We start from the raw sequence: 20,617 nt of genomic DNA on the forward strand, positions 1-20,617 counted from the left end.
CTACGCCTGCATCCTCATGATGTCGTTGAAGGCGGCCACGCCCCGGTCGCGCACCGCGACGACGAGGTCGAGGGTGACGGATGCGCGCGCGGCGGCGATCGTCGCCTGGTGGATGTCCTCGAGGTTGCCTGTGACGGCCCTGACGGCCAGATCGTTCGCCGTGGACTGCAGCTGCTGCAGGTTGTCCACCGCACCCGTGAGCGCGGTCGCGAACGGTCCCGCCGACGCGGGGTCGGCGGGGGTCGCGGCTCCGACGGGATCCGCGGCTCCCGCCCGCTCGAAACTCAAGGCCGAGAGCGGACTCACTCCCGCCGCCGAGACGGCGTCCACGGGAAGGGACATCAGCTTCGCCCGATCTGGAGCGCGGCTTCGTAACTGGTCTTGGCGCGGTCGACGACCGCGGCGTTCGCCTGGTAGCCGCGCTGGGCGAGGATGAGCATGCTCATCTGGTCGCCGAGGTCGACGTTCGGGTACTGCACGTAGCCGTTCGCATCCGCGTACGGATGATCCGGCTCGTAGACGAGCTTGCCCTGCGCCTGCGACTCCACGACCCCGGAGACGTAGACGCCGGGGCTCTGCGTGCCTTCCGCGACGACGACGTACTTCTCGCGGAACGCGGCCTGCCCGGGAGGCGTCGCAGTGTTCACGTTGGCGATGTTGTCGCTCAGCGCGTCCAGCCACTTGCGGTGGACGTTCAGGCCCGTGCCGGCGATGCCGATCGCGTCGAAGGTCATGCCGACGCCTGCCCGATCGCCTTGGTGACCGCCGACGCCTGGGCGCCCAAGGCCTGCGTGGCGAACTGGTAGCGCAGGACGGTGTCGATGTTCGACAGCGTCTCGGTGTCGAGGTTCACGTTGTTCCCGTTCAGACGCGTCGGCTCGAGCGACCGCTCGACGCTCGCCTGCGCGGATCCCGACCCGTCGGCGACGGCGGCGCGCAGCGCATCCTCGAACTGGACGCGCTTGGCGTGATACCCGGGGGTGTTGATGTTCGCGATGTTCTCGGCGATCGAACGCTGTCGCAGGGACAGGCCGTCGAGGGCGCTCGAGAGCGCGGTGGCGGTGACGGATTCGAGCACGGCTGCACTCCGGACGTGGGTGGCGAAGCCGATCCGTGGCCGAGGCGTCGAGCGATCCCTGCTCTCGGCCGACTATCGCGACAGCACCGCGCCTGCGTAACCGGCTCAGCCCTCGACGTCGAGATACGCGGGGGCGTCTTCGCGGCCGGACGGAACCCGGCGCAGTGCCGCGAGCTCGCGCGCGACGTTCGCCCGCGAGAGCACGAGACCGTTGATCATCGCCTGCTGGCGTGCCAGCACCATGCGCGCGCGCTCCACGATCTCCGCAGGCGGCGGTCCGGGCGGCGGCTGGAACGGCTCGAAGGACACCTGCTCGTCAGCGGCGTCGAGCGCGCGTTCGAAATCGTCGAGGACGGCGAGCCAGGCGGCGAGGTTCTCCGACATGGGCGGCTCAGGCGAGGGCGGCGACGGATGCCCCGACCGGGGTCTGCGCGTCGGCGGCGGCGTGCCACGCGTCGCGCAGGGGCGCGACGATGTCGCGGCACTCGGTCGTGGCGGCGCGGTCGCGCGAGACGTTCGCGACGACCAGTCGGCCGGTGAGATACGTATAGAGGCCACGCAGCTCCGCGGCGCCGTCCCACGCATCCGTCAACGAGGCGCTGAGCTCGCCCACGATCTGCTGCGCGTGCATGAGGTGGGTTCCCGCGGCGGACCAGAGCCCGGCGTCCTGCGCAGCAGCGGCTCGGTCGACGTCGACGAGCAGCCGGTCGTACAGCATCGTGACGAGCCGCTCCGGCGAGGCCGATGCGACCTGCTGCTCGAGGTACTGCTGCTTCGCGTGCGCGAGGGATGCGGCGGACATCGGGGCTCCCATGGGTCAGGATGACGCGGACTTGCTGAGGCCGGCGAGCTGAGAGGTGAGCCAGGACGACTGCGACTGGAAGCCCGAGAGCTGCACTTCGAGGCTCGCGTACGTCCGCTCGAGGGCGGCGCGGCGGTCTTCGAGACGTCGATCCCATTGCGTCACCTGGTCTTTGAGGGTCTTGACCTCGGACTCCTGGCCGGTGATGCGTCGGGTCAGCATCCCGTCGTACGTGTCGGAGTACTGGCTCGCCGTCTGCGCGACCCGGCCGGCGACCGCGGTGAAGATCGCCTGCGTGCCTTCGGGGTCCGCCGCCATCGCCTTCCCGAACTTCTCGGAGTCGAAGGACAGCGCGCCGTAGCGGTCGATCGAGATGCCGACGGACGACGGGGAGACCCCGCCGACGGGGTACTGCACGGCGTTCGCCAACGCGCTGCGCAGCGACCGCACCGTGCTGTCGCCCGTGAACACGCCGAGCGTCGTCTTCTCTCCCGCGGCCGCGACCGTGGCCTTCGACCCGTTGTCGATGCGGGTGAGGAGGCTCGCGATGTCCTTGACGAACGACTCGGCCGTCGCGCTCTGGGCCTTGGGGTCGTATGCGACCGAGACCGTCACCGGGTCGATGCTCGCTTTCGAGACGGTGACGTCGATGCCCTGGCCGATGCCGGAGAAGGTGTTGCTCGCGCTCGTCAGCGTCTGCTCGGCCGCGGTGCCTGCGAACAGGCGGATGCGGGCGTCCGCGCCCTGCGCGAGTATCGCCGCACCGGGCTCGGTCGCCATGTCAGGGGCGACGCCGGCGTCGACGCCGGCGGCGGAGCCGCGGTACAGCGTGAACGCGGCCGCTCGGCCGGTCGCGGTGGAGGACAGCTGGATGCGGAAGAGCGGATTCCCGGAGGCATCCTTCCCGCCCGGGACCACGCTCGCGGTGATGCCCGCCTTCGCCGCGTTGACGGCGTTCGCGAACTCGGCGGCCGTCGTTCCGGGCGAGGCGACCTCGGTCTTCGTGCCGTCGGAGGCGACGAGCGTGAACGTCCCGCCCCACGCGTCGACTCCGGCGGCCGCGGTCACGACCGAGTGGGCGGATGCCACGGCGTCGACGACGACGCTCGTCGAGAACGGGCTTGCGGTGGGCCCTGCCGTGACCGTCACACCGTCGGCCGACGATGTCGCGGCGAATGCCGCGAGCGACTGCGCCGATGCGGCCGTCTTCGCCTTCGCGGCGAGGGCCTGCAGCGAGGCATTGAGCGTCTGCAGATTCCCGATCATCGTGTTGCGATCGGTGATCTTCGCGGTGATCAGGTTCTTCGGGATCGCCGCCACGTTCATGAGGGAGTCGATGATGTCGGCCGTCTTCAAGCCCGAGACCATGCCGTCGATCTGCATGCCATCGCCTTTCCTCTCGTGCATCGCGGGTCGGGTGGGACGACGCCCGGGCGGGTGCGCGACCCGCCCGGGCGTCTGTGCGCGTGAGGCACCGGCTGCATCGAAGCTCTGGGGAAGCTCGGGCGCCGGATGAATCGAGGCTCTGGGGTCCTCGGGGGATTTTCGGCCCCACAACGCGGCTTGATCAGCGGAGCAGCTGCAGAACGCCCTGGCCCGACTGGTTGGCCTGCGCGAGCATCGCGGTGCCCGCCTGCTGCAGGATGTTCGACGCGGTGTACTTCACCATCTCCGAGGCCATGTCGGTGTCGCGGATGCGGCTCTTCGCGGCGGACAGGTTCTCGGCCGAGACCTGCAGCGAGTTGATCGTCGACTCGAAGCGGTTCTGCGCGGCACCGAAGCCCGCGCGGGCCGTCGAGACGTTGTTGATCTGGGTGTCGACCGAGGCGATCGACGTGAGGGCGTTCGCCGCCGACGTGACGTCGAGGCCCTTGATCGTGGCGCCGAGGCCCGAGAAGTCCGTGAGGGTGACGCCGATCTGGTCCTCGGCGGCGGTCGAGCCCGCACCGACCTGGAACGTCAGGGTGTTGGTGCTGTCGAGCAGCTTGATCCCGTTGAAGTTCGTGCCGGCGGCGACGCGCGTGAGCTCGTCGCCGAGGGCGTCGATCTCGGTCTTGATGGCCGTGCGCGAATCGACGTTGTTCGAGTCGTTGCCGGCCTGGACCGCCAGATCGCGGACGCGCTGCAGGATCGAGTGCACCTCGGTGAGCGCACCTTCAGCGGTCTGGATGACCGAGATGCCGTCCTGGGCGTTGCGCGTGGCGACGTTCAGTCCGTTGACCTGCGACCGCAGGCCCTCGGAGATCGCGAGCCCTGCGGCGTCGTCTGCGGCGCGGTTGATGCGCAGACCGCTCGACAGCTTCTCGAGCGACTTCGAGACGTTGTTCTGGTTGGCGGACAGGTTGCGGTACGCGTTGAGCGCTCCGACGTTGGTTGCGATCTGAAGACCCATGATTACCTCCGTGGCTGGGGTCGGATGCAGGCCCTTCCGTGGCCCTGCGGAACGTACATTCGCGACGTCTCCGCGTGGCCGTAACCACGCGCCGGAGACTTCAGGATGCGGCGGCCAGCACGCCCGCGGATGCCGGCTTGTCGAAGACGGTGTCGAAGAACTCCGCCTTCGTCTTCGTGGAGCGGTCGCACGTGCCGCCGGTCTCCCACGCCTCCATCGCCTCGCGCATGAGCGTGAGGCCTGTGGTGCGCAGCTTCGACACGTACGCGTGACTGACCCCGAGGTCTGCGGCGATGTCCTTCACGGTGCGGTCGTCGAGATAGATTCCGCGGATGACCCGCTGCATCGCGGCGGGCAGCGCCTCGACGACGCGCATCAGCATCCTGCGGCTCTCGGCCTGTTCGGCGGCCAGCTCGGGCAGGATGACGCTGTCGGTGAGGTCTGCGGCCTGTCGTCCCTCGTCGGCCGCGAAGTGCGCCTCGAAGCTCGTGCCCGTCCGCACCATCTCGTCGAGCTTCAGCATCTCGCTGACCGCATCCGCATCCAGGCCCGACTCCCGCGCGAGTTCCGCGATCGTCGCGGCACGACCCGTGCGCTCGCGAACGGCGTCGGCCGCCGCACGCACCTTCTCGATCTTCGCCCGTCCTCGCTCACCGGCGGGGTCCGCGGCGCGCATCTCATCGAGCATCGCCCAGTTGATGTGGTTGCGAGCGAAGGCGCCGAACGGGATGCCGCGCTCGGCGTCGTACGCGAGAGCCGCCCGGGCGAGCCCGAGACGGGCGGCCGAGAGCAGGTCGTCCAGGTCGACGTGCGGCACGGTCCGGGCCTTCTCGACCGCGAGATACGTGGCCAGCGGCATGTTGTCCTGAGCGAGCCGCTCAGGCGAAGGCGACGAATGCGACGAGGAACCAAGAGAGGTGAGAGGAATGCTCGACAATGTGACTCCGTGGCTGAATCGACTCGTTAACGAGCGAAACTAACACATTCTCACGAAATCGTGACAAAAATTCCTTGACGTACGCGCCGGCGGTCGTATTGCCCCACCGTCCGTCGTCGTCCGACGAGCTGGGACAGGACTACGTCATCAACGGCACGTCGCATGCGCACGACCTCTCCGCTGCCGACTACAGCTATGTCGGCTCCGGCTCAGACGTCTTCACCGTGCACTACGCGGACGGCGGTCTCGCGGGCCAGGTGAAGATCTGGTCGACCGGGAGCTACGACGCGACCACGGGAATCTCGACCCAGTCGTACTCCGACAAGGGCACCTGCTCGGGATTCAACTGGCCGTAACCCGAGCTTCACACAGACGAGAGGGACGGCAGCGCGATGGCGCTGCCGTCCCTCATGTCAGAGCGGGTGGGGTCAGGATGCGGAGGTCTCGTCGCCCGTCGCGGCATCCTTCGACTCGTCCTGGTCGCCCTCATCAGCGGCGGACTCGGCGGGAGCGGGCGCCGAACCGGGGGCGGCAGCATCCTCCGCCGTCTCAGCCTCGGGCGGGAGGAGCACCGGGCGGTCGACGGGCTTGACGATCTGCGCGGGGTCGATCGCGAGGAGCAGCAGGGCGATCACGAGGAGCGTCACGATGAACGTGATGCCACCCACGACCGCGGCGACGACGAGCGCGTGCGACGACTCGGACGCGTACCGCTGCTGGAAGAAGCCCATCGAGATCAGCGTCACGAAGAACGCGAACGCGGCCGCGAGGAACGCGAGCCCGAGCAGCTGCATGGGCTTCATCAGGTCGCGGCGCGTGGGGCGGTCGCTCATGCGGATTCCTCCGAGTCGGTGGGGGATGTCGTGACCTCGGCCGAGGCGGCGGGCGCTTCGCGACGGGGCGAGAAGCCCGCGATGCCGAGGTAGACGGCGATGACGGCGACATAGCCGCCGAAGATGCCCACGGCGATGGCGATGCCGGTGAGCGTGAAGGTCTGGTGCGCCTCGGTGATCGTGTAGTTCAGCGCGTACTGAGCCGGCACGAGCAGGAGGCCGAGGCCGAGCAGGACGGTGATCGCGCCCACGACGAGGCCGTCGCGGCCGTCGGATCGCGCGGTCGAACGGAGCGGGGCCTGACGCATCGCGCGCCATCCCATGATCCCCTCGATGAGGCCGGTGATGAGCGCCCAGCCGATCACCATGAAGAAGAACATCGGGATGGTGCGCCAGGGCGGGATGCCGGTGACCATTCCCACGATGATCGAGATGATCCCGATCGCGCCCAAGGTGGGACGCGTGGCCGGCCCGAGGAGCCACGCGGCGATGGCCAGGACGAGGCCGCTCGTGATCGCGTAGCCGCTGAACACCGCGAGCCCGAAGGACGCGGAGTGGTCGGCGGAGAAGGTGACCATGGCAGCCGCGAGCGCTGCCAGCAGCGCACGGACGAGCTGCAGGTGGCGCACCTCGAAGGTGCGCGCGACAGGGCGTGACGACACGGATGTTCCTCGTTCGCGAGAGGGGATGCCTCAAGTCTACGTCGCGCGCGGCGGAGGCCCTTTCGGGGCGGGCGCTGCCCGGTCGGCGACCGCCGTCTTCGATGCGGGCGGACTCACCCGAGTCCGCGGTGTGCGGACCACAGCTCCCCGGCGCGGGTCGCGGCCGACTCGATCAGCGCCGTGAACTCGGGGCGGGCCGGAACGTTGAAGGAGACGTATCCGCCGCGACCACCCGCAACGGGACGCCCGTACGCCTTCGCCGCGAGGGTGCCGTCGGGCAGCATCCGCACGGTGATCGTGAGGAGCCGGAACGTCTCCCCGCGGCGCTCGTCGGTCCACTGCAGGTCCTCGGGGATGGCGACGTTGATCGCGAGGGCGGAGATCTCGGGGACGTTCGTCATGCCCTCATCGTGGCACCGTGCCGCAGCGCGCGGGCGATGCGGACGGATGCCGCGTCCAGCACGTGCTCAGGCTGTCCGCCGTAGTGCAGCACGAGTCCCTCGCGCGCCGCCTCCCCCGCGTACAGCGTCGACAGCGGCAGGACGTCGATGCCTTCGCCGGCGAGCCGATCGGCGATCTCGACGTCGTCGCGCGCCTCGACGACGAGATGGAGGCCCGCGGCGATGCCGCCGATGCGCACGCCCGGGTGCTCGCGTCTGAGCCCCGCCACGAGCGCATCGCGCCGCCGGCGATGGTGCAGGCGGACGGTGCGCAGGTGCCGCTCGACGAGGCCGCGCTCGAGGAGCAGCGCGAGGACGAGCTGCGGTACGGCCGGTCCGCCGAGGTCGGTCGCCCAGCGGAGCTCCACGAGGTCACGGAGAAGGGATGCCGGGGGCACGAGCCATCCCATCCGCAGCGCCGGCGCGAGGGTCTTCGACAGGCTCGACGTGTACGCGACCCGCTCAGGGGCGAGCGGCTGCACCGCCCGCACCGGCCGCCGGTCGTAGCGATGCTCGGCGTCGTAGTCGTCCTCGATGACGAGCCCGTCACGCTCGTCCGCCCACGCGACGAGGGCACGCCGGCGCTCGGGAGCGAGGACGACCCCCGTCGGATACTGGTGCGCCGGTGTCACGAGGACGGCACCTGCGCCGTCGTCACGGAGCGCCTCGACGTCGAGTCCGTCCAGGTCGACAGGGATGCCGGGGACGCGCGGCATCCATCGCTCGAGAAGCGTGCGCGTGCCCGCGGTGCCGGGGTCCTCGGTCGCGAGCGCGTCGCCGCGGCGCGCGCCGAGGATCTGGGCGAGCAGGCTCAGCGCGCCGGCGACGCCGCCGGTCACGACCACGCGATCCGGGGATGCCGCGACCCCGCGCGAACGCGCGAGCCACGCGGCGAGCGCCTCGCGGAGTTCGTGCGCACCGGCGGGAGGCGGATAGCCCAGCTGCGCGGCCGTCGCACCCGAGAGCACCTCGCGCTCCGCGCGCAGCCACGCCGCGCGCGGGAATGCGGAGACGTCGGGGATGCCGTGGGCGAGGTCGATCCGCGGCCGGAGGTCGGGATCGGCGGGATGCGGGTGCGCGCTCTCGGAGCGCGCGGCCACGGCGGCCACGCGCATCCCCCGCCGCGGCTCGGCGATGACGAGTGTCTCCTCGACGAGGCGCTGATAGGCCTCGACGACGGTTCCCCGGGCGAAGCCGAGGTCGGCCGCGAGCGCGCGCCCCGGCGGGAGCATGCTCCCCTCAGGCAGAGTGCCGTCGGCGATGGCCGCGCGCAGCCGGTCGGCCAGCCAATCGGCACGACGGCCGAGCGGAGCATCCGACGGATCGAGCTCGAAGATCACTGGACCAAGTTATCGTGCGTCCTGTGGCTCTGGTCGATGATCCAGGATGCGGGGAGCCTGGTGCCATGAGACCCTCCCTCGACTCCTCGCGCGCGGCGGCACTGGCGTGCGGCATCCTCGCCATGATCCTCACCGGCAGCAGCGTCGCCGTCATCGGGGCGACCGCCGCCCTGCCCGTCTTCGCCGTGCAGTCCGCGAGGTACGCGATCGCCGCTGTCATCGTCGGTGCGATCGTGCTGTGGCGTGCACGGCGCCCGGGAGTTCGCGGCCGTCGCGCAGGCGCGTGCGCCTGGCCGATGTCGCGTGGGCCGGCGCCGGTGCGGCGACGGGACTGGTCGGCTTCAACCTGCTCATGATCCTCGGGGTCCGGCACGCGGAGCCGGCCGTGCTCGGGTCGGCCGTCGCGTGCATCCCTCTCGTCCTCGCGATCGTCGCCCCTCTCGGAGCCGGTCGGCTGCCGTCGGGGCGGATCGTCGCGGGCGGCGCGGTCGTGTCCGTCGGCGCGATGCTGGTGACGGGATGGGGGCGCACAGACGCCGTCGGCATCCTGTGCGCCGCGGGGCTCATCGCCTGCGAGGCCGCGTTCACCCTGTGTGCGGCCAGGGCGGTCGCCCGCACCGGCGTCTTCGCGTACACCGCGGGGACGTGCGCCGTCGCGGCGGCGGCGTTCGGCGTCCTGAGCGCCGTCACAGAGCGTCCGGCGATCGACGCGCGCATCGTCGAGCCGATCCTCTACCTCGGAGTCGCCGTCACGGCGGCCGCGTTCGTCCTCTGGTTCACGGCCATCGACCGGCTGGGCGCGGACGGGGCGGGCCTGTGCGCGGGCATCGCCGCCCCTGCATCCGTCCTCACCGCAGCGTTCCTCGGCGCGGCGCTGCCGTCGCCGACGGTGTGGGCGGGGATCGCGCTCATCGCGGCGGGGCTGATCGTCGGGTTCGGGCGGCCGTCCCGTTCCGTCGCCATCCGGCCGCAGAACGGCAGGTGGGGACCGCTCAAGCCCACCCCGCCCGAGGCAGAGGCCCGCGCGGATCCGAAGATGCGGCGATCGGTCAGGATCGGAGAAGCCCTGCCGCGGAGGCCCTCCTAGCCTGGAGACATCAACCGAGACCAAGGAGCAGACGACATGTCCGCAACGCTGTCCGACATCGAACGCGAAGCAGTCAAGAACCGTGCGAAGGAGCTGCGCGCCCAGGAGAAGGCGGGCAAGGACCGCGCCGCCGGCCTCGCCGCCGTCGAGGAGGCGATCGCGAAGCTGGAGGGCCTCGACCAGGAGCTCGCCGCCGGCGTCCACCGCATCGTGACCGAGGTCGCGCCGCATCTCGTGCCGAAGACGTACTACGGCTTCGCGGCCTACGCGAACGCCGAGGGCAAGGTCGTGTGCTTCTTCAAGCCGTCGAGCAAGTTCAAGGTCCGCTACGCGACGTTCGAGTTCGAGGCCCCCGCAGCGCTCGACGACGGCGACATGTGGCCCGTGTCGTTCGCCATCCTCGCGCTGACGCCGGCGACCGAGAAGCGCATCGCCGAGCTCGTGAAGCGCGCCGCGGCCTGAACTGCCCGCGCGCGGCGCGCCCGCGGATTCATCCGTCACGATCTGGGCTGACACCCCCGGATCGTGACGGATGAACCGTGTCGCTCGCCCCCATCCGTGACGATCTGGGCCGACACCCTGATCGTGACGGGCGTACGAGCCACGTGCACTCGGGGGCGCGTGACGAGAACGGGAACACCGAGAACGGGCACGGCGACGGATCCAGGGCGCCATACGATCGGGAGATGAGCAACGACGCCCTCGCCGATCTCGCGGCGCAGCTCCCCGATGACACGCTCCTGACCGGCGGGGACGCGGTCGAGCCCTACCGCCGCGACCGGGCCCTCGACCCGGCAGCCGGTGTGCCCCTGACGGTGGCGCGGCCGCGCACCACGCACGAGGTGCAGACGATCGTCCGCTGGGCGTCGGACCATGGCATCCCCCTCGTCCCACGCGGTGCGGGCACGGGACTGTCCGGCGGCGCGACCGCCGTCGACGGCGGGATCGTCCTGTCGACCGAGCGCATGCGCGAGATCCGGATCGACCGCGGGACGCGCACGGTGACCGTGCAGCCCGGGCTCCTCAACGCGGAGCTGAAGGCTGCGGTCGCGGCCGAAGGGCTCTGGTACCCGCCGGACCCGGCGTCGTTCGAGATCTGCTCGATCGGCGGGAACATCGCGACGAACGCGGGTGGTCTCTGCTGCGTCAAGTACGGCGTTACCGCGGACTACGTGCTGGGACTCGAGGTCGTCCTCGCCGACGGCCGCGCCCTCCGCCTCGGCGGTCCGCTCATCAAAGATGTCGCGGGTCTGAACCTCCTGAAGCTCTTCATCGGCAGCGAGGGCACCCTCGGCGTCGTCACCGAGATCACGCTGCGGCTGCTGCCGGCGCCGCCCGCCCCGCGCATCGTCGCGGCCTGGTTCGCGAGCATCGAGGATGCGGCGGCCGCGATCGCCGAGATCTCGACGACGATCCGCCCGTCGATGCTCGAGTACATGGACCGCACGTGCATCGACTCGGTCGAGGACGTGCTGGCGCTCGGCATGGATCGGGATGCCGCGGCCCTCGTCCTCGGCGGATCCGATGACCTCGACCCCGACGGCCGAGACATCGCCTTCATGACGGACGCCTTCATGCGCCATGGCGCATACGACGTCGTGGAGACCTCCCCCGAGGAGGGCGCCGCGCTCGCCGGCGCGCGGCGCGCCGCGATCCCGGCGGTCGAGCGCCGCGGGCGACTGCTGCTGTCCGACGTCGGCGTCCCGCTGCCGCGTCTGCGCGAACTCCTCCTCGGCATCTCGAGGCTCGAGGCCGAGCATGAGGTGACGATCGCGATGCTCGCCCACGCGGGCGACGGGAACACGCATCCCCTCGTCGTCTTCGACCCGGCCGACGACGAAGCCGCCGAGCGCGCGGAACTCGCCTACGGCCGGATCATGAGCCTCGCGATCTCCCTCGGCGGAACGATCTCCGGCGAACACGGCGTCGGGCGGATGAAGCGGCCGTGGCTGCGCGACCAGGTCGGCGATGATGTGCTCGAGGTCGCCGGCCGCATCAAGCATGCGCTGGACCCCGCGGGCATCTTGAACCCGGGCGCGATCTTCGCCTGAGGCACGGCGAGGAGGCATCATGGGCCCGACATCCACACTCGAAGGCTGGACGCGGTTCGAGTTCGGAACCCCCGAACGCACGTATGAGTGCTTCGAGAAGGGCGCCGGGCCGGGAGTCGTTCTGATCCCGGAGGTGCCGGGGATCACGCCCGAGGTCCTCGGGCTCGCCGAGCATCTCGTGGAGTCCGGGTTCACGGTGGTGATCCCTTCATTGTTCGGCACACCCGGGCACGCCTCTTCCCTCGCGTATTCGCTCGGGACGATCGTGCGTCTGTGCATCTCGGCCGAGATGCGGGCATTCGCACGCAACGCGCACCGGCCCGTCACCGACTATCTCCGCGCCCTCGCCTCAGATCTCGCGGCGCGCACCCCGGGCCGGGGCGTGGGCGTCATCGGGATGTGCTTCACCGGCGGGTTCGCCCTCGCGACGGCGGTCGAGCCCGCGGTCCTCGCGCCGGTCATGGCCGAGCCGGCCGTTCCCTTCCCGCTGGGTGGTGCCCGTCAAGTCGACCCTGGAGTGTCGCCCGAAGAGCTCACAGCCCTGCAGAGCCGGACCGAGGAAGGACTCTGCGTCCTCGGTCTGCGGTTCAGCGAGGATGCGACATCCCCCGGCGCGCGCTTCGACACGCTGCGGCGCAGCCTCGGGGACGCGTTCGAGGTGATCGAGCTGGACTCCGCGCGCGGGAATCCGGACGGCTACAGCCGAGGTGCGCACTCCGTGCTCACCCGCGAGGTCCGCACCGATCCGCCGAACTCGGCGTTCGCCGCGCGCGAGCGGACCGTGCAGTTCCTGCGCGAGCGCCTGTGAGCGCCGGTGCTCCTCCCCGACCCGGGATTCGTGCGAAGAGCGCATCATGAGAGCGGAAGGGGGATGCGGATGGTGATGGCCCTGTGGATCGTCAACATCGTCACCGCGATCGGGTTCCTCGGGACCGGATCGCTGAAGGCGTTCGTCCCGAAGCCGACGCTTCGAGCTCGCGGAATCGCCTGGACGGACGACTTCTCCGCGCCGACGATCCGCCTGCTCGGCGTCGCCGAGCTCGCCGGCGCGGTCGGGTTGATCGTGCCGATGGCCACCGGCATCCTCCCCGTGCTCACGCCGATCGCCGCCGTGTGCCTCGCGGCGATCACAGCGGGCGCCGTGACCGTGCACGTGCGGCGCAAGGAGGGATTCGCGCCGGCGCTCGTCATGTGCACGCTGTCGATCGCGAGCGCTGTGCTGGGCTTCATCGTCCTGCTCTGAGCGTCCGGACGCGGCGCGCTTGAGCAGGAGCTTTCGCGAGAACAGGACGATGACCCCGTCCACCATCCTGTTCTCGCGGAAGCTCCTGTTTTGGAGGCCGCGGGAGAAGGCCGACGGTGCGAGCTGACGCAGAGTGCAGTCGGCGGCGATCAGGCCACGGCGAGGACGAAACCCTGCGGGCGCTTCTCGAACTCCCCGCGCGGGCCGCGCTCGAGCTTCGTGTGCACGACGAAGCCCGCGTCCGCGAGACCGCCCGCCACGGCATCCACCTCCCGCAGGTACGCGACGAGATCGAGCCCGTCGTGGCCGTACGCCTGCTCGATCAGCCGCTCGCCCGACCCCGCCTGGAACCCGAGCAGCACCGCACCGCCGTCGCGCACGACCCGCCGGAGCTCGGCGAACACGGTGGGCAGTCCCTCGTCGGGCGTGTGGATCGTCGAATACCAGACAAGGATTCCGTCGAACGACGCGTCGTCGAAGGGCAGGGCGGCGAGGTCGCCCTCGACGAACTCCACGTCGGGGACGGCGAGTCGTGCCTGCCGCAGCATCTCCGGCGAGAGATCGGAGCCGACGAGTGACAGTGACGGATGCCGCGCAAGCAGGTGCGCGGTCATCCGGCCGGTGCCGCATCCAGCGTCGAGGATACGACCCTCTCCGACGAGTTCCGCGAACAGCTCGACCATCTCGAGGTCGAGGGCCGACTCGTATCGGGTGTCCGGAATGATCTCGGCGTACGAGGCTGCGACGAGGTCGTACGCGCTCTTGGCGTCCATCGGCTCAGCGGACGCGGCGGCCCTGGGCGAGGTCGATGAGCCGGGACAGCACATCGCCGGCGCGCAGGCCGTTGTGCTCGTGCTCGCTCGTGATCCACGTGGTGATGCCGGGCACGAGGGCCGCGGTCTCCATCGAGAACTCGAGCGGCACGTAGACGTCGTTGACGTACACGGCTGCCGCCCCGCGTGCGCCGGAGGCGGCGATCGCGGATGCGTCGTACAGCTTCGGCCACTCGTGGTCGGCGAGCGCCAGCGTCACGTCGCGCCACGGGCGGAACCCGGGCACGGTGTCGACCCAGTCGCGGCGGACGTGCTCTCCCGTGAAGAGCGTCGGGTCGTCGCGGAAGTCGTCGGGCTCGACGCGGTCGGCGGACCAGCGCGTCGCGTAGCCGTCGGCGTAGCTCGACTCATGGAACACGAAGTACAGCGGATTGCGCGCGTCGAAGGGCATCGCGGCGGCGAGGTCGTGGCGGAACGCGTTCGTGTGCGGCTCGAGTTCGAGGAGCGCCCACAGCTTCTGCCATCCGTCGTTCGTCCCAAGGGCCGACCCGACAGAGCGCAGGCGCGAGACCGAGACGACCTCGCCGTCCGGGAGGACGATGTCGCCGGAGGCGGCGAGGTCGACGAGCCGCCGCATCGCGTCGCGGTGCTCCGGGAAGCGCCGGTAGTACCGCTCGGACTCCGCGCGCATCTTGTCGTAGGTGAGCGCGTAGACGTCGTCGGGGTGCCGGCCGACGGCGCTGAGGCCGCCGGTGATGTAGGAGGTGTCGAGGGATGCGGCATCCGTCGTCAGATACGCCAGCGTCGTGAACCCGCCGAACGACTGCCCGAGGGAGTTCCAGGTCGTGGCACCCAGGTGCTCCCGCATCGCCTCGCAGTCGCGGACGATCGCGTCGGCGCGCAGGTGCGTGATGCGCTCGACGAGCGCGTCGGTGCCGAGCGCGAGGTCGGCGTCGCCGACCGGCGTCGACAGGCCGGTGCCGCGCTGGTCGAGGAGCACCACGCGGTAGTGCTCGAGCGCGGCGTCGAGCCACGACGGACCGGTCGGCGAGTGGAAGGGCCTCGGCGCCTCATGGCCCGGACCGCCCTGCAGGAAGACGAGGAACGGCAGGTTTTCGCCGCCCTCCCGGATCACGACGGCCGCATGGACGTCGATCGTTCGGGGATCGGACGCATCGCCCCAGACGAGCGGGACGGTGATCGTGTGGTCCTCGACGGTGAGGTCCTGCATGCGGCGGGTGGTCACGGTGGTCATCCTCCGAGCCTATTGGCGTCGTCGGACACGCGTGGTTGCGGCTCCGGCCGCGCGACTCGGGATGCGCACGACCGGAGCCGCGGTCTGTCAGCGCAGGGGGGTCACCACCAGCTGCGCCTGCGCGGTTCCGCCGGACGCGGTCGCCGCGATGCCGGTGCTCGCGGCATCCGGGAACGCCAGCTGCGTCATCGCGACCCGCCCGTCCTGCGCGAACACCTCGATCGTGTCGGCGTCGAGATAGATCCGCAGGTTCAGCTTCCCGTTCACGAGCGGGACGGATGCCGTGTCCACGGCCGGGAAGGCCGGGTTGAAGGCGACGTTTCCGCTGTGCGTGCGATCGAGGCTCAGCGTTCCGCTGCGCGTGTCGTACTGCAGCGACACATTCTGGGTGCCGTCCGCCGAGCGCAGCAGCTGCAGTCCGAACGTCTGGGCCGAGCCCGCGCTGAGAACGGCGTCGACGCGAGCCGATCTCGGCGAGGCCGCGAGCGCCGTCGTCCCCGAGACCGCGGTCTGCTTCACCTTCACGGCGCGGCCGTTGTCCGCGAGCGCGTCGATGCCGGGCACGACCGACTGCACGATGCGAGGCTGCCCGTCGACGGTCTGGAGGGACAGGATGCGGGGCGCCGACTGTTCGCCGCGCCACGGGGACGTGGGGATGGTGTTCGCGTAATCCCAGTTGTTCACCCATCCGATCTCGATGCGCTGGTCCTTCGGCGCGTCGTTGTAGCTCACTGCCGCGTAGAAGTCGTGGCCGTCGTCGAGCCAGTGCGCACGCTGCACGGCGCTCTGCGCCGGCGCGTCGGCGAGCGTCGGCTCGTCGGCGATGAGGTGCCCCCATCCGCCCGTGTTGAGGTCGACGAACTGCAGCTGCGCCTGCTGGCCCTGCAGGTCGCGCACATCCCAGCTCGCCCAGTCCATGCCCCCGCCGTCGTTGCCGGTGGCGGTGCGGACCACGTGCCCGTCGACGAGGAGGTTGACGCCGGTCTCGGTGTTCCACGGCTGAGCGATCTGGTCGGAGAACACGATCTCGTCGACCATGAAGTGGCCCCATCCCGTGCTGCCGTCGTTGTCGTCGACGATCTGGAGCGACGCCTGCTGGCCGACGTACTTGGAGGCATCGAGGTGCACCCAGTCCATATTGGGAGTGCCGTTGCCGGTCACGCTGTCGACGACCTGCCCGTTCACGACGAGGTTCACCGACGTCGGGTTCGGCTGTCCCCACGGGTGATTCCCGCCGGCGGTGAGCAGGTCGATGTACGGGTGGGTCACCGTGAAGGTCGGCGACGTGATCGTCCCCTTCGAGCCGTCCCCGGAGCCGAACGTGTCGAGCACTCCCGAACCGACCTGGCCGCTCAACGTCTCGTGCGACGGCGCGATGCCGGCGAAGTCGCCGGTCCCGGTCCAACCCGGGAGCGACGTGCCCTCGAAGTCCTCGAACACGTCACCGGGAGGCGGCGCGATCGATCCGCCGGGCACGTACGGGTGGTGGCCGCCGGCGATGAGGAGGTTGAGGTACCCCTTGTCGATCGTGAAGGCGGGCGAGGTGAGCGTTCCTGTCTCTGCATCCGAGCCGTGGAACGTGTCGATGTATCCCGCGCCGATCGCTCCGGTCGCACCCGTATCGTGCGCGGGGCCGTCACCGAAGGCGGTGCCCGTCGTGGTCCATCCCGGACCGTACGTCGCTCCCTCGAAATCGTTGAGCACGGTGCCCGTCGGCGGGACGTATGCGCCCTCGCTGTTCGTGAACGTCGTGCCGTCGAACGCCCCGACGAAGTACTCCGCCTTGCCCGCGACGTTCACGCCCAGCACCCAGCGCGTCTGCTTCTTGTCGCCGTCCAGCTGCATCGGGAAGAGGTCCGGGCACTCCCACACCGCGCTGGTCACACCGTCCGGGCCGAAGTCGCTCAGGTGCGTCCACGTCTTGAGGTCGGGCGATCCGTAGATCGACGCCTTGTGCTGGTCGGACAGGGCGACGATCATGCGCCACTGCTTGGCCGGCGCGTACCAGAACACCTTCGGGTCGCGGAAGTTGTGCGACCCGATGTCGAGCACAGGCCCGTCCTTGATCCAGGTCGTGCCGCCGTCGTTCGAGTGCGCGATGGCCTGGCGCTGGACGCCGGTGGCCTTCACCGCGCTGGTGTACACGGCGACGAGCGGACCTGCTCCGCCGGCGCCCAGCCCGCTCGTGTTCGACGAGTCGTCCACGACGCTCCCCGACCACACCTCCTCGGTCGCATCCATCGGGATCGCGACAGGCATCTCCGTCCAGTGCGTGAGGTCGGTGCTCACCGCGTGCCCCCACGATGCGTTGCCGCCCGTGTCGCCGAACGCGTTGTACTGGTAGAAGAGGTGGTACTTCCCTCCTGAGTAGATGAGGCCGTTCGGGTCGTTCATCCAGTGCTGCGCCGGCGTGTAGTGATACACGGGGCGGCCGTCATCCGAGGTCGTGCTCGCGTTCGCGGGCAGGACACCTGCGGCGATCAGCCCCAGTGCGGCGGTGAGCGCGATCAGCATCCTGCGTCTCGGGGGTGTCTTCATCGACGGGACCATCCTTCATCGGGTGGGAGGACCGGATCACCGGTCCGGATTGCCGCGGCCGGCGGCCGCGGAGTCTGTTCAGGCCGCTCCGGCCGTCGCCCCCACGGCTCTCAGTCCGCGCTCGAGCTCAGCCGCGGTCGGGGGCACGGCCCCTGCACGTCCGACGGTGATGCCCGCCGCGACCGCCGCGACGCGTCCGATCGAGGCGAGGTCCGCCGGCGCGAGGCGTCCGCCGAGGAGGGTGGGGATGCCGGCCGTGAGCACAGCGGCGAGGAGCCCCGACATGTACGCGTCGCCGGCGCCGATCGTGTCGACGGCGACGGTCGGGCGCGCGGGCACATCGACGACGAGGCCCGCGGCGTGGAGCGTGCTGCCCTCCGCTCCCCGCGTCAACGCCACGATGCTCGCGCCGCGTTCCAGGAGCCGCGCAACGGCATCGCCGGACGGGTACAGCCAGCCGGCGTCCTCGTCGCTCAGCTTCACGACCGACGCGCGCGCGGCGTACCGCTCGACCAGTTCGCGCGAAGCCGCGACCGGAGGCACGAGCGCAGGACGGATGTTGGGGTCGAACGTGACGAGCACCTCCGCCGGCAGCGCCTCGACGAGCGCGAGCACGCCGTCGGCCCCGGGTCGGCGCAGCGCCCCGATCGACCCGACGTGCACGGCCTGGATCCCGGACACGACGGGCGGCCGGGAGAACTCCCAGTCGAGGTCGAACTCGTACGACGCCGATCCGTCCGGGCCGATCGAGGCCACTGCCGACGCGGTCGGCCGGGTCCCCGCATCCGTCCGCTCGATCTCGACGCCCGCCGATGCGAGGTGCGCCGCGATCGCGGTGCCGTCCTCGTCGTCGCCGAACTCGGTCGCGAAGACGGTGGGGATGCCGAGCCGCCCGAGTCCGAACGCCACGTTGAGCGGGCTGCCTCCGACGTGCCTGGTCCGGGCTCCGTCCCGATCGACGACATCGATGAGGGATTCGCCGACCACGAGGACGCGCCCGCTCATGCCGGCACCGGGTCGAGCCAGGTCAGCGTCGATCCGCCGCCCACGACGAGCGGCGCGAACTCCTCGTTGAACCGCGCGCAGTGCGCGGTCGCGAGGTGCGCCTCGAAGGCCGCGGCATCCGCGTACTCCTCGTAGACGAAGAAGCGCTCGGGTTCGTCCGCCAGGCGGTGCGCGTCGAAGCGCACGTTCCCCGGCTCTGAGCGGACGTCCCGCCGGTACCCGGCGACGAGGGCTGCGACCGCATCCCCCGCCCCGGGCACCGCGCGGAACTCCGCGTAGAGGTGCTTGCCGACGCTCATGCCACCTGGGCGCCGGTCATGATCGCCACCGCGTCGGTCATCGAATGCGACTGCGGCGTGATCGTCGCGGCGCGCTTGCCGAGCCGCTGGATGTGGATGCGGTCCGCCACCTCGAACACGTGGGGCATGTTGTGGCTGATGAGGATGACGGGCACTCCGCGTTCGCGCAGGCGCTTGATGAGCTCGAGCACCTGATTGGACTCGCGGACGCCGAGGGCCGCGGTCGGCTCGTCGAGCACGACGACCTTCGACCCGAACGCCGCCGCGCGGGCCACCGCGACGGCCTGGCGCTGGCCGCCGGACAGGTTCTCGATCGGCACGGTGACGTCCTGCAGGGTCGAGATGCCGAGCTCCGTCAGCTCCGCCCGCGCATTCTTGCGCATCGTCTTCGTGTCGAGCATGCGGAACGTCGACCCGAGGATCCCGGGACGGCGAAGCTCGCGGCCGAGATACATGTTGGCGGCGACGTCCAGCGCGGGCGAGACGGCGAGCGACTGGTAGACGGTCTCGATGCCGGCCTCCCGGGCGTCCTGCGGCCGGCGGAAGTGCACCGGCTTTCCGTCGAGGCTCAGCTCGCCCTCATCCGGGATCTCGGCCCCGGTGAGGCACTTGATGAGGGTCGTCTTACCGGCGCCGTTGTCGCCGATGATCGCGAGGACCTCCCCGGGGTACAGCTCGAGACTGACCCCGTCGAGTCCCACGACGTGTCCGTAGGTCTTGACGAGACGCTTGGCCGCGAGGACGGGTGTGCGCGTCTCGGTGGTCGTGTCGCTCATTTGCGCACCTTCCGAATCCACTGGTCGATGGAGACCGCGACGATGACGAGGATGCCGACGGCCAAGGTCTGGTAGAGGACGTCGAGGCCCGCGAGGGCCAGGCCGTTGCGGAACACGCCGACGATCAGTGCACCGAGGAGAGTGCCCCACACGTTGCCGCGGCCGCCGAAGAGGCTCGTGCCGCCGATGACCACGGCGGTGATGGCGTTGAGGTTCGCGTCGACCGCCGCATTGGGGCTCGATCCGAAGTCGCGGCCGATCTGGATCCAGGCCGCGAGCGCGACGACCGCGCCGGCGGTGACGTAGACGCTCAGCAGCACGCGGGTGACGCGGATGCCGCTCAGGCGCGCAGCCTCCTTGTCGTCGCCGACCGCGTACACGTGGCGGCCCCAGGCCGTGCGGCCCAGCGCGAAGGAGATGACGACGTAGAGGAGGATCATCAGCAGCACGCCGAAGGTGATGTCGACGCCGAGGTGGAAGGTCGAGCCGGTCCACGTGATGATGTCGGGCAGCTTGTTGCCCTGCACCGTGGCGCCGTTGGAGAGCAGCAGCGTCAGCGCGGTGAAGATGCTGAGCGTGCCGAGTGTGACGATGAACGGCGGCAGGTTCAGACGTGTGACGAGGATGCCGTTGAGCAGCCCGGTCGCGAGGCCCGTGACGAGGCCGAGGAGCAGGGCGATGCCGCCCGGGAGCCCGAGGCCTGCGGCGGCGTTGCCGATGACGACGGAGCTGAGGACCATCGCCGCGCCGACCGACAGGTCGATGCCGGCGGTGAGGATGACGAGCGTCTCCGCGACGCCCAGGGTGCCGATGACGGCGACCTGCTGCGTGATGAGCGACAGGTTGTTCGGCGCGAGGAAGCGCGGGTTGATCAGGCCGAAGATGAGCACCGAGATCACGAGCACGATCGCGGGGCTGATCGCGGGGTAGCGGTAGAGGACCGCGCGCACGCGCATCATCGGGGTCTGGCGGGCGAGGAACTCGTCCGCCAGGTGAAGGGACGACGTCGGGGGCGGAGGTGCCGCCTGCGACGGTGACGAAGTGCTTGACATGACTTTCTCCCGAGTTCTGGTGGATGCGAGGCGCCGACGTCTGCGTCGGCGCCC

Annotated in this window: 26 protein-coding genes; 7 read left to right on the top strand and 19 right to left on the bottom strand. The window is 70.4% G+C overall.

Annotated elements, in window-relative coordinates:
* The 8 genes from fliE to QSV35_RS00940 all read right to left on the bottom strand — a co-directional run bounded on the left by fliE (position 1) and on the right by QSV35_RS00940 (position 5,209).
* A complete protein-coding gene (gene fliE, locus QSV35_RS00905) occupies positions 1 to 342 on the bottom strand; it encodes a flagellar hook-basal body complex protein FliE (protein ID WP_286285747.1) in 342 nt (113 codons plus the stop codon).
* Positions 342 to 734, bottom strand: coding sequence for a flagellar basal body rod protein FlgC (locus QSV35_RS00910; RefSeq protein ID WP_286285753.1), 393 nt, complete (start codon positions 732 to 734; stop codon positions 342 to 344). The genes fliE and QSV35_RS00910 overlap by 1 nt, the downstream gene beginning before the upstream one ends.
* Positions 731 to 1,078 carry a flagellar basal body rod protein FlgB gene (locus tag QSV35_RS00915; RefSeq protein WP_286285754.1) on the bottom strand — a complete coding sequence of 116 codons (348 nt, stop codon included), beginning with the start codon at positions 1,076 to 1,078 and terminating at the stop codon, positions 731 to 733. The genes QSV35_RS00910 and QSV35_RS00915 overlap by 4 nt, the downstream gene beginning before the upstream one ends.
* A 105-nt stretch (positions 1,079 to 1,183) precedes the next feature.
* On the bottom strand, positions 1,184 to 1,462 hold the full coding sequence (locus QSV35_RS00920; protein ID WP_286285756.1) for a hypothetical protein: 279 nt from the start codon (positions 1,460 to 1,462) through the stop codon (positions 1,184 to 1,186).
* Positions 1,463 to 1,469: 7 nt separating this feature from the next.
* A complete protein-coding gene (gene fliS, locus QSV35_RS00925; protein ID WP_286285758.1) occupies positions 1,470 to 1,880 on the bottom strand; it encodes a flagellar export chaperone FliS in 411 nt (136 codons plus the stop codon).
* 15 nt (positions 1,881 to 1,895) lie between these two features.
* Positions 1,896 to 3,263, bottom strand: coding sequence for a flagellar filament capping protein FliD (fliD, locus tag QSV35_RS00930; RefSeq protein WP_286285760.1), 1,368 nt, complete (start codon positions 3,261 to 3,263; stop codon positions 1,896 to 1,898).
* Positions 3,264 to 3,447: 184 nt separating this feature from the next.
* Positions 3,448 to 4,272 carry a flagellin N-terminal helical domain-containing protein gene (locus QSV35_RS00935; protein ID WP_286285762.1) on the bottom strand — a complete coding sequence of 275 codons (825 nt, stop codon included), beginning with the start codon at positions 4,270 to 4,272 and terminating at the stop codon, positions 3,448 to 3,450.
* Positions 4,273 to 4,372: 100 nt separating this feature from the next.
* Complete coding sequence (locus QSV35_RS00940; protein WP_286285764.1) at positions 4,373 to 5,209, bottom strand: sigma-70 family RNA polymerase sigma factor; 837 nt, start codon at positions 5,207 to 5,209, stop codon at positions 4,373 to 4,375.
* Between the two features lie 74 nt (positions 5,210 to 5,283).
* On the opposite strand from QSV35_RS00940, the gene QSV35_RS00945 reads away from it, so the two are divergent.
* On the top strand, positions 5,284 to 5,565 hold the full coding sequence (locus QSV35_RS00945) for a hypothetical protein (protein WP_286285766.1): 282 nt from the start codon (positions 5,284 to 5,286) through the stop codon (positions 5,563 to 5,565).
* A 72-nt stretch (positions 5,566 to 5,637) separates the two neighbouring features.
* Here the strand turns inward: QSV35_RS00945 and QSV35_RS00950 are convergent, their stop codons facing one another.
* The 4 genes from QSV35_RS00950 to pdxR form a co-directional block, all read right to left on the bottom strand.
* On the bottom strand, positions 5,638 to 6,042 hold the full coding sequence (locus QSV35_RS00950; RefSeq protein ID WP_286285767.1) for an amino acid transporter: 405 nt from the start codon (positions 6,040 to 6,042) through the stop codon (positions 5,638 to 5,640).
* Positions 6,039 to 6,704, bottom strand: a complete 666-nt coding sequence (locus QSV35_RS00955) for an acyl-CoA synthetase (RefSeq protein ID WP_286285769.1) — start codon at positions 6,702 to 6,704, stop codon at positions 6,039 to 6,041. The genes QSV35_RS00950 and QSV35_RS00955 overlap by 4 nt, the downstream gene beginning before the upstream one ends.
* Before the next feature lie 113 nt (positions 6,705 to 6,817).
* On the bottom strand, positions 6,818 to 7,105 hold the full coding sequence (locus QSV35_RS00960; RefSeq protein ID WP_286285771.1) for a hypothetical protein: 288 nt from the start codon (positions 7,103 to 7,105) through the stop codon (positions 6,818 to 6,820).
* Positions 7,102 to 8,484, bottom strand: a complete 1,383-nt coding sequence (gene pdxR / locus QSV35_RS00965; RefSeq protein WP_286285772.1) for a MocR-like pyridoxine biosynthesis transcription factor PdxR — start codon at positions 8,482 to 8,484, stop codon at positions 7,102 to 7,104. The genes QSV35_RS00960 and pdxR overlap by 4 nt, the downstream gene beginning before the upstream one ends.
* 65 nt (positions 8,485 to 8,549) lie before the next feature.
* Here pdxR and QSV35_RS00970 point away from each other — a divergent pair, with 65 nt between their 5' ends.
* The 6 genes from QSV35_RS00970 (at position 8,550) to QSV35_RS00995 (ending at position 12,865) form a co-directional block, all read left to right on the top strand.
* The gene (locus QSV35_RS00970) at positions 8,550 to 8,840 is read left to right on the top strand and encodes a hypothetical protein (protein WP_286285774.1); all 291 of its coding nucleotides are present in this window, start codon (positions 8,550 to 8,552) and stop codon (positions 8,838 to 8,840) included.
* Positions 8,768 to 9,571 carry a DMT family transporter gene (locus QSV35_RS00975; protein ID WP_286285776.1) on the top strand — a complete coding sequence of 268 codons (804 nt, stop codon included), beginning with the start codon at positions 8,768 to 8,770 and terminating at the stop codon, positions 9,569 to 9,571. The genes QSV35_RS00970 and QSV35_RS00975 overlap by 73 nt, the downstream gene beginning before the upstream one ends.
* Positions 9,572 to 9,607: 36 nt before the next feature.
* Entirely contained in the window at positions 9,608 to 10,033 is a 426-nt protein-coding gene (locus QSV35_RS00980) for a hypothetical protein (RefSeq protein WP_286285778.1), read from the top strand.
* Between the two features lie 224 nt (positions 10,034 to 10,257).
* Positions 10,258 to 11,622 carry an FAD-binding oxidoreductase gene (locus QSV35_RS00985; protein ID WP_286285779.1) on the top strand — a complete coding sequence of 455 codons (1,365 nt, stop codon included), beginning with the start codon at positions 10,258 to 10,260 and terminating at the stop codon, positions 11,620 to 11,622.
* Between the two features lie 19 nt (positions 11,623 to 11,641).
* Positions 11,642 to 12,430, top strand: coding sequence for a dienelactone hydrolase family protein (locus QSV35_RS00990; RefSeq protein WP_286285781.1), 789 nt, complete (start codon positions 11,642 to 11,644; stop codon positions 12,428 to 12,430).
* Positions 12,431 to 12,499: 69 nt separating this feature from the next.
* Positions 12,500 to 12,865, top strand: a complete 366-nt coding sequence (locus QSV35_RS00995) for a DoxX family protein (protein ID WP_286285783.1) — start codon at positions 12,500 to 12,502, stop codon at positions 12,863 to 12,865.
* A 149-nt stretch (positions 12,866 to 13,014) separates the two neighbouring features.
* Here QSV35_RS00995 and QSV35_RS01000 read toward each other — a convergent pair whose 3' ends face one another.
* The 7 genes from QSV35_RS01000 to QSV35_RS01030 all read right to left on the bottom strand — a co-directional run bounded on the left by QSV35_RS01000 (position 13,015) and on the right by QSV35_RS01030 (position 20,563).
* The gene (locus QSV35_RS01000; protein ID WP_286285785.1) at positions 13,015 to 13,638 is read right to left on the bottom strand and encodes a class I SAM-dependent methyltransferase; all 624 of its coding nucleotides are present in this window, start codon (positions 13,636 to 13,638) and stop codon (positions 13,015 to 13,017) included.
* A gap of 4 nt (positions 13,639 to 13,642) precedes the next feature.
* Positions 13,643 to 14,893, bottom strand: coding sequence for an alpha/beta fold hydrolase (locus QSV35_RS01005; RefSeq protein WP_286285787.1), 1,251 nt, complete (start codon positions 14,891 to 14,893; stop codon positions 13,643 to 13,645).
* Positions 14,894 to 14,980: 87 nt separating this feature from the next.
* Entirely contained in the window at positions 14,981 to 17,431 is a 2,451-nt protein-coding gene (locus QSV35_RS01010; RefSeq protein ID WP_286285788.1) for a GH32 C-terminal domain-containing protein, read from the bottom strand.
* A 78-nt stretch (positions 17,432 to 17,509) separates the two neighbouring features.
* Complete coding sequence (locus QSV35_RS01015) at positions 17,510 to 18,436, bottom strand: carbohydrate kinase family protein (protein WP_286285790.1); 927 nt, start codon at positions 18,434 to 18,436, stop codon at positions 17,510 to 17,512.
* The gene (locus tag QSV35_RS01020) at positions 18,433 to 18,735 is read right to left on the bottom strand and encodes a putative quinol monooxygenase (RefSeq protein WP_286285792.1); all 303 of its coding nucleotides are present in this window, start codon (positions 18,733 to 18,735) and stop codon (positions 18,433 to 18,435) included. Before QSV35_RS01020 ends, QSV35_RS01015 begins: the two co-directional genes overlap by 4 nt.
* Positions 18,732 to 19,511: an ATP-binding cassette domain-containing protein gene (locus QSV35_RS01025; RefSeq protein WP_286285794.1), complete on the bottom strand. Its 780-nt coding sequence runs from the start codon at positions 19,509 to 19,511 to the stop codon at positions 18,732 to 18,734. The genes QSV35_RS01020 and QSV35_RS01025 overlap by 4 nt, the downstream gene beginning before the upstream one ends.
* Positions 19,508 to 20,563 (bottom strand): ABC transporter permease, encoded by a 1,056-nt coding sequence (locus QSV35_RS01030; protein WP_286285797.1) that lies wholly within the window; start codon positions 20,561 to 20,563, stop codon positions 19,508 to 19,510. The genes QSV35_RS01025 and QSV35_RS01030 overlap by 4 nt, the downstream gene beginning before the upstream one ends.
* Between the last annotated feature and the right edge of the window lie 54 nt (positions 20,564 to 20,617).

Source organism: Microbacterium candidum (assembly GCF_030315975.1).
Classification (GTDB): Bacteria; Actinomycetota; Actinomycetes; order Actinomycetales; family Microbacteriaceae; genus Microbacterium; species Microbacterium candidum.

Bases quoted from the DNA above. Each gene is read 5' to 3' on its own strand.
- QSV35_RS00995 (WP_286285783.1), top strand. From the start codon at position 12,500: ATGGTGATGGCCCTGTGGATCGTCAACATCGTCACCGCGATCGGGTTC.
- fliE (WP_286285747.1), bottom strand. From the start codon at position 342: ATGTCCCTTCCCGTGGACGCCGTCTCGGCGGCGGGAGTGAGTCCGCTC.
- QSV35_RS01010 (WP_286285788.1), bottom strand. From the start codon at position 17,431: ATGAAGACACCCCCGAGACGCAGGATGCTGATCGCGCTCACCGCCGCA.
- QSV35_RS00950 (WP_286285767.1), bottom strand. From the start codon at position 6,042: ATGAGCGACCGCCCCACGCGCCGCGACCTGATGAAGCCCATGCAGCTG.
- QSV35_RS01005 (WP_286285787.1), bottom strand. From the start codon at position 14,893: ATGACCACCGTGACCACCCGCCGCATGCAGGACCTCACCGTCGAGGAC.
- QSV35_RS01025 (WP_286285794.1), bottom strand. From the start codon at position 19,511: ATGAGCGACACGACCACCGAGACGCGCACACCCGTCCTCGCGGCCAAG.
- QSV35_RS00910 (WP_286285753.1), bottom strand. From the start codon at position 734: ATGACCTTCGACGCGATCGGCATCGCCGGCACGGGCCTGAACGTCCAC.
- QSV35_RS00920 (WP_286285756.1), bottom strand. From the start codon at position 1,462: ATGTCGGAGAACCTCGCCGCCTGGCTCGCCGTCCTCGACGATTTCGAA.
- fliD (WP_286285760.1), bottom strand. From the start codon at position 3,263: ATGCAGATCGACGGCATGGTCTCGGGCTTGAAGACGGCCGACATCATC.
- QSV35_RS01000 (WP_286285785.1), bottom strand. From the start codon at position 13,638: ATGGACGCCAAGAGCGCGTACGACCTCGTCGCAGCCTCGTACGCCGAG.
- QSV35_RS00980 (WP_286285778.1), top strand. From the start codon at position 9,608: ATGTCCGCAACGCTGTCCGACATCGAACGCGAAGCAGTCAAGAACCGT.
- QSV35_RS00960 (WP_286285771.1), bottom strand. From the start codon at position 7,105: ATGACGAACGTCCCCGAGATCTCCGCCCTCGCGATCAACGTCGCCATC.
- QSV35_RS01015 (WP_286285790.1), bottom strand. From the start codon at position 18,436: ATGAGCGGGCGCGTCCTCGTGGTCGGCGAATCCCTCATCGATGTCGTC.
- QSV35_RS00990 (WP_286285781.1), top strand. From the start codon at position 11,642: ATGGGCCCGACATCCACACTCGAAGGCTGGACGCGGTTCGAGTTCGGA.
- fliS (WP_286285758.1), bottom strand. From the start codon at position 1,880: ATGTCCGCCGCATCCCTCGCGCACGCGAAGCAGCAGTACCTCGAGCAG.
- QSV35_RS01030 (WP_286285797.1), bottom strand. From the start codon at position 20,563: ATGTCAAGCACTTCGTCACCGTCGCAGGCGGCACCTCCGCCCCCGACG.
- QSV35_RS00985 (WP_286285779.1), top strand. From the start codon at position 10,258: ATGAGCAACGACGCCCTCGCCGATCTCGCGGCGCAGCTCCCCGATGAC.
- QSV35_RS00970 (WP_286285774.1), top strand. From the start codon at position 8,550: ATGAGACCCTCCCTCGACTCCTCGCGCGCGGCGGCACTGGCGTGCGGC.
- QSV35_RS01020 (WP_286285792.1), bottom strand. From the start codon at position 18,735: ATGAGCGTCGGCAAGCACCTCTACGCGGAGTTCCGCGCGGTGCCCGGG.
- QSV35_RS00935 (WP_286285762.1), bottom strand. From the start codon at position 4,272: ATGGGTCTTCAGATCGCAACCAACGTCGGAGCGCTCAACGCGTACCGC.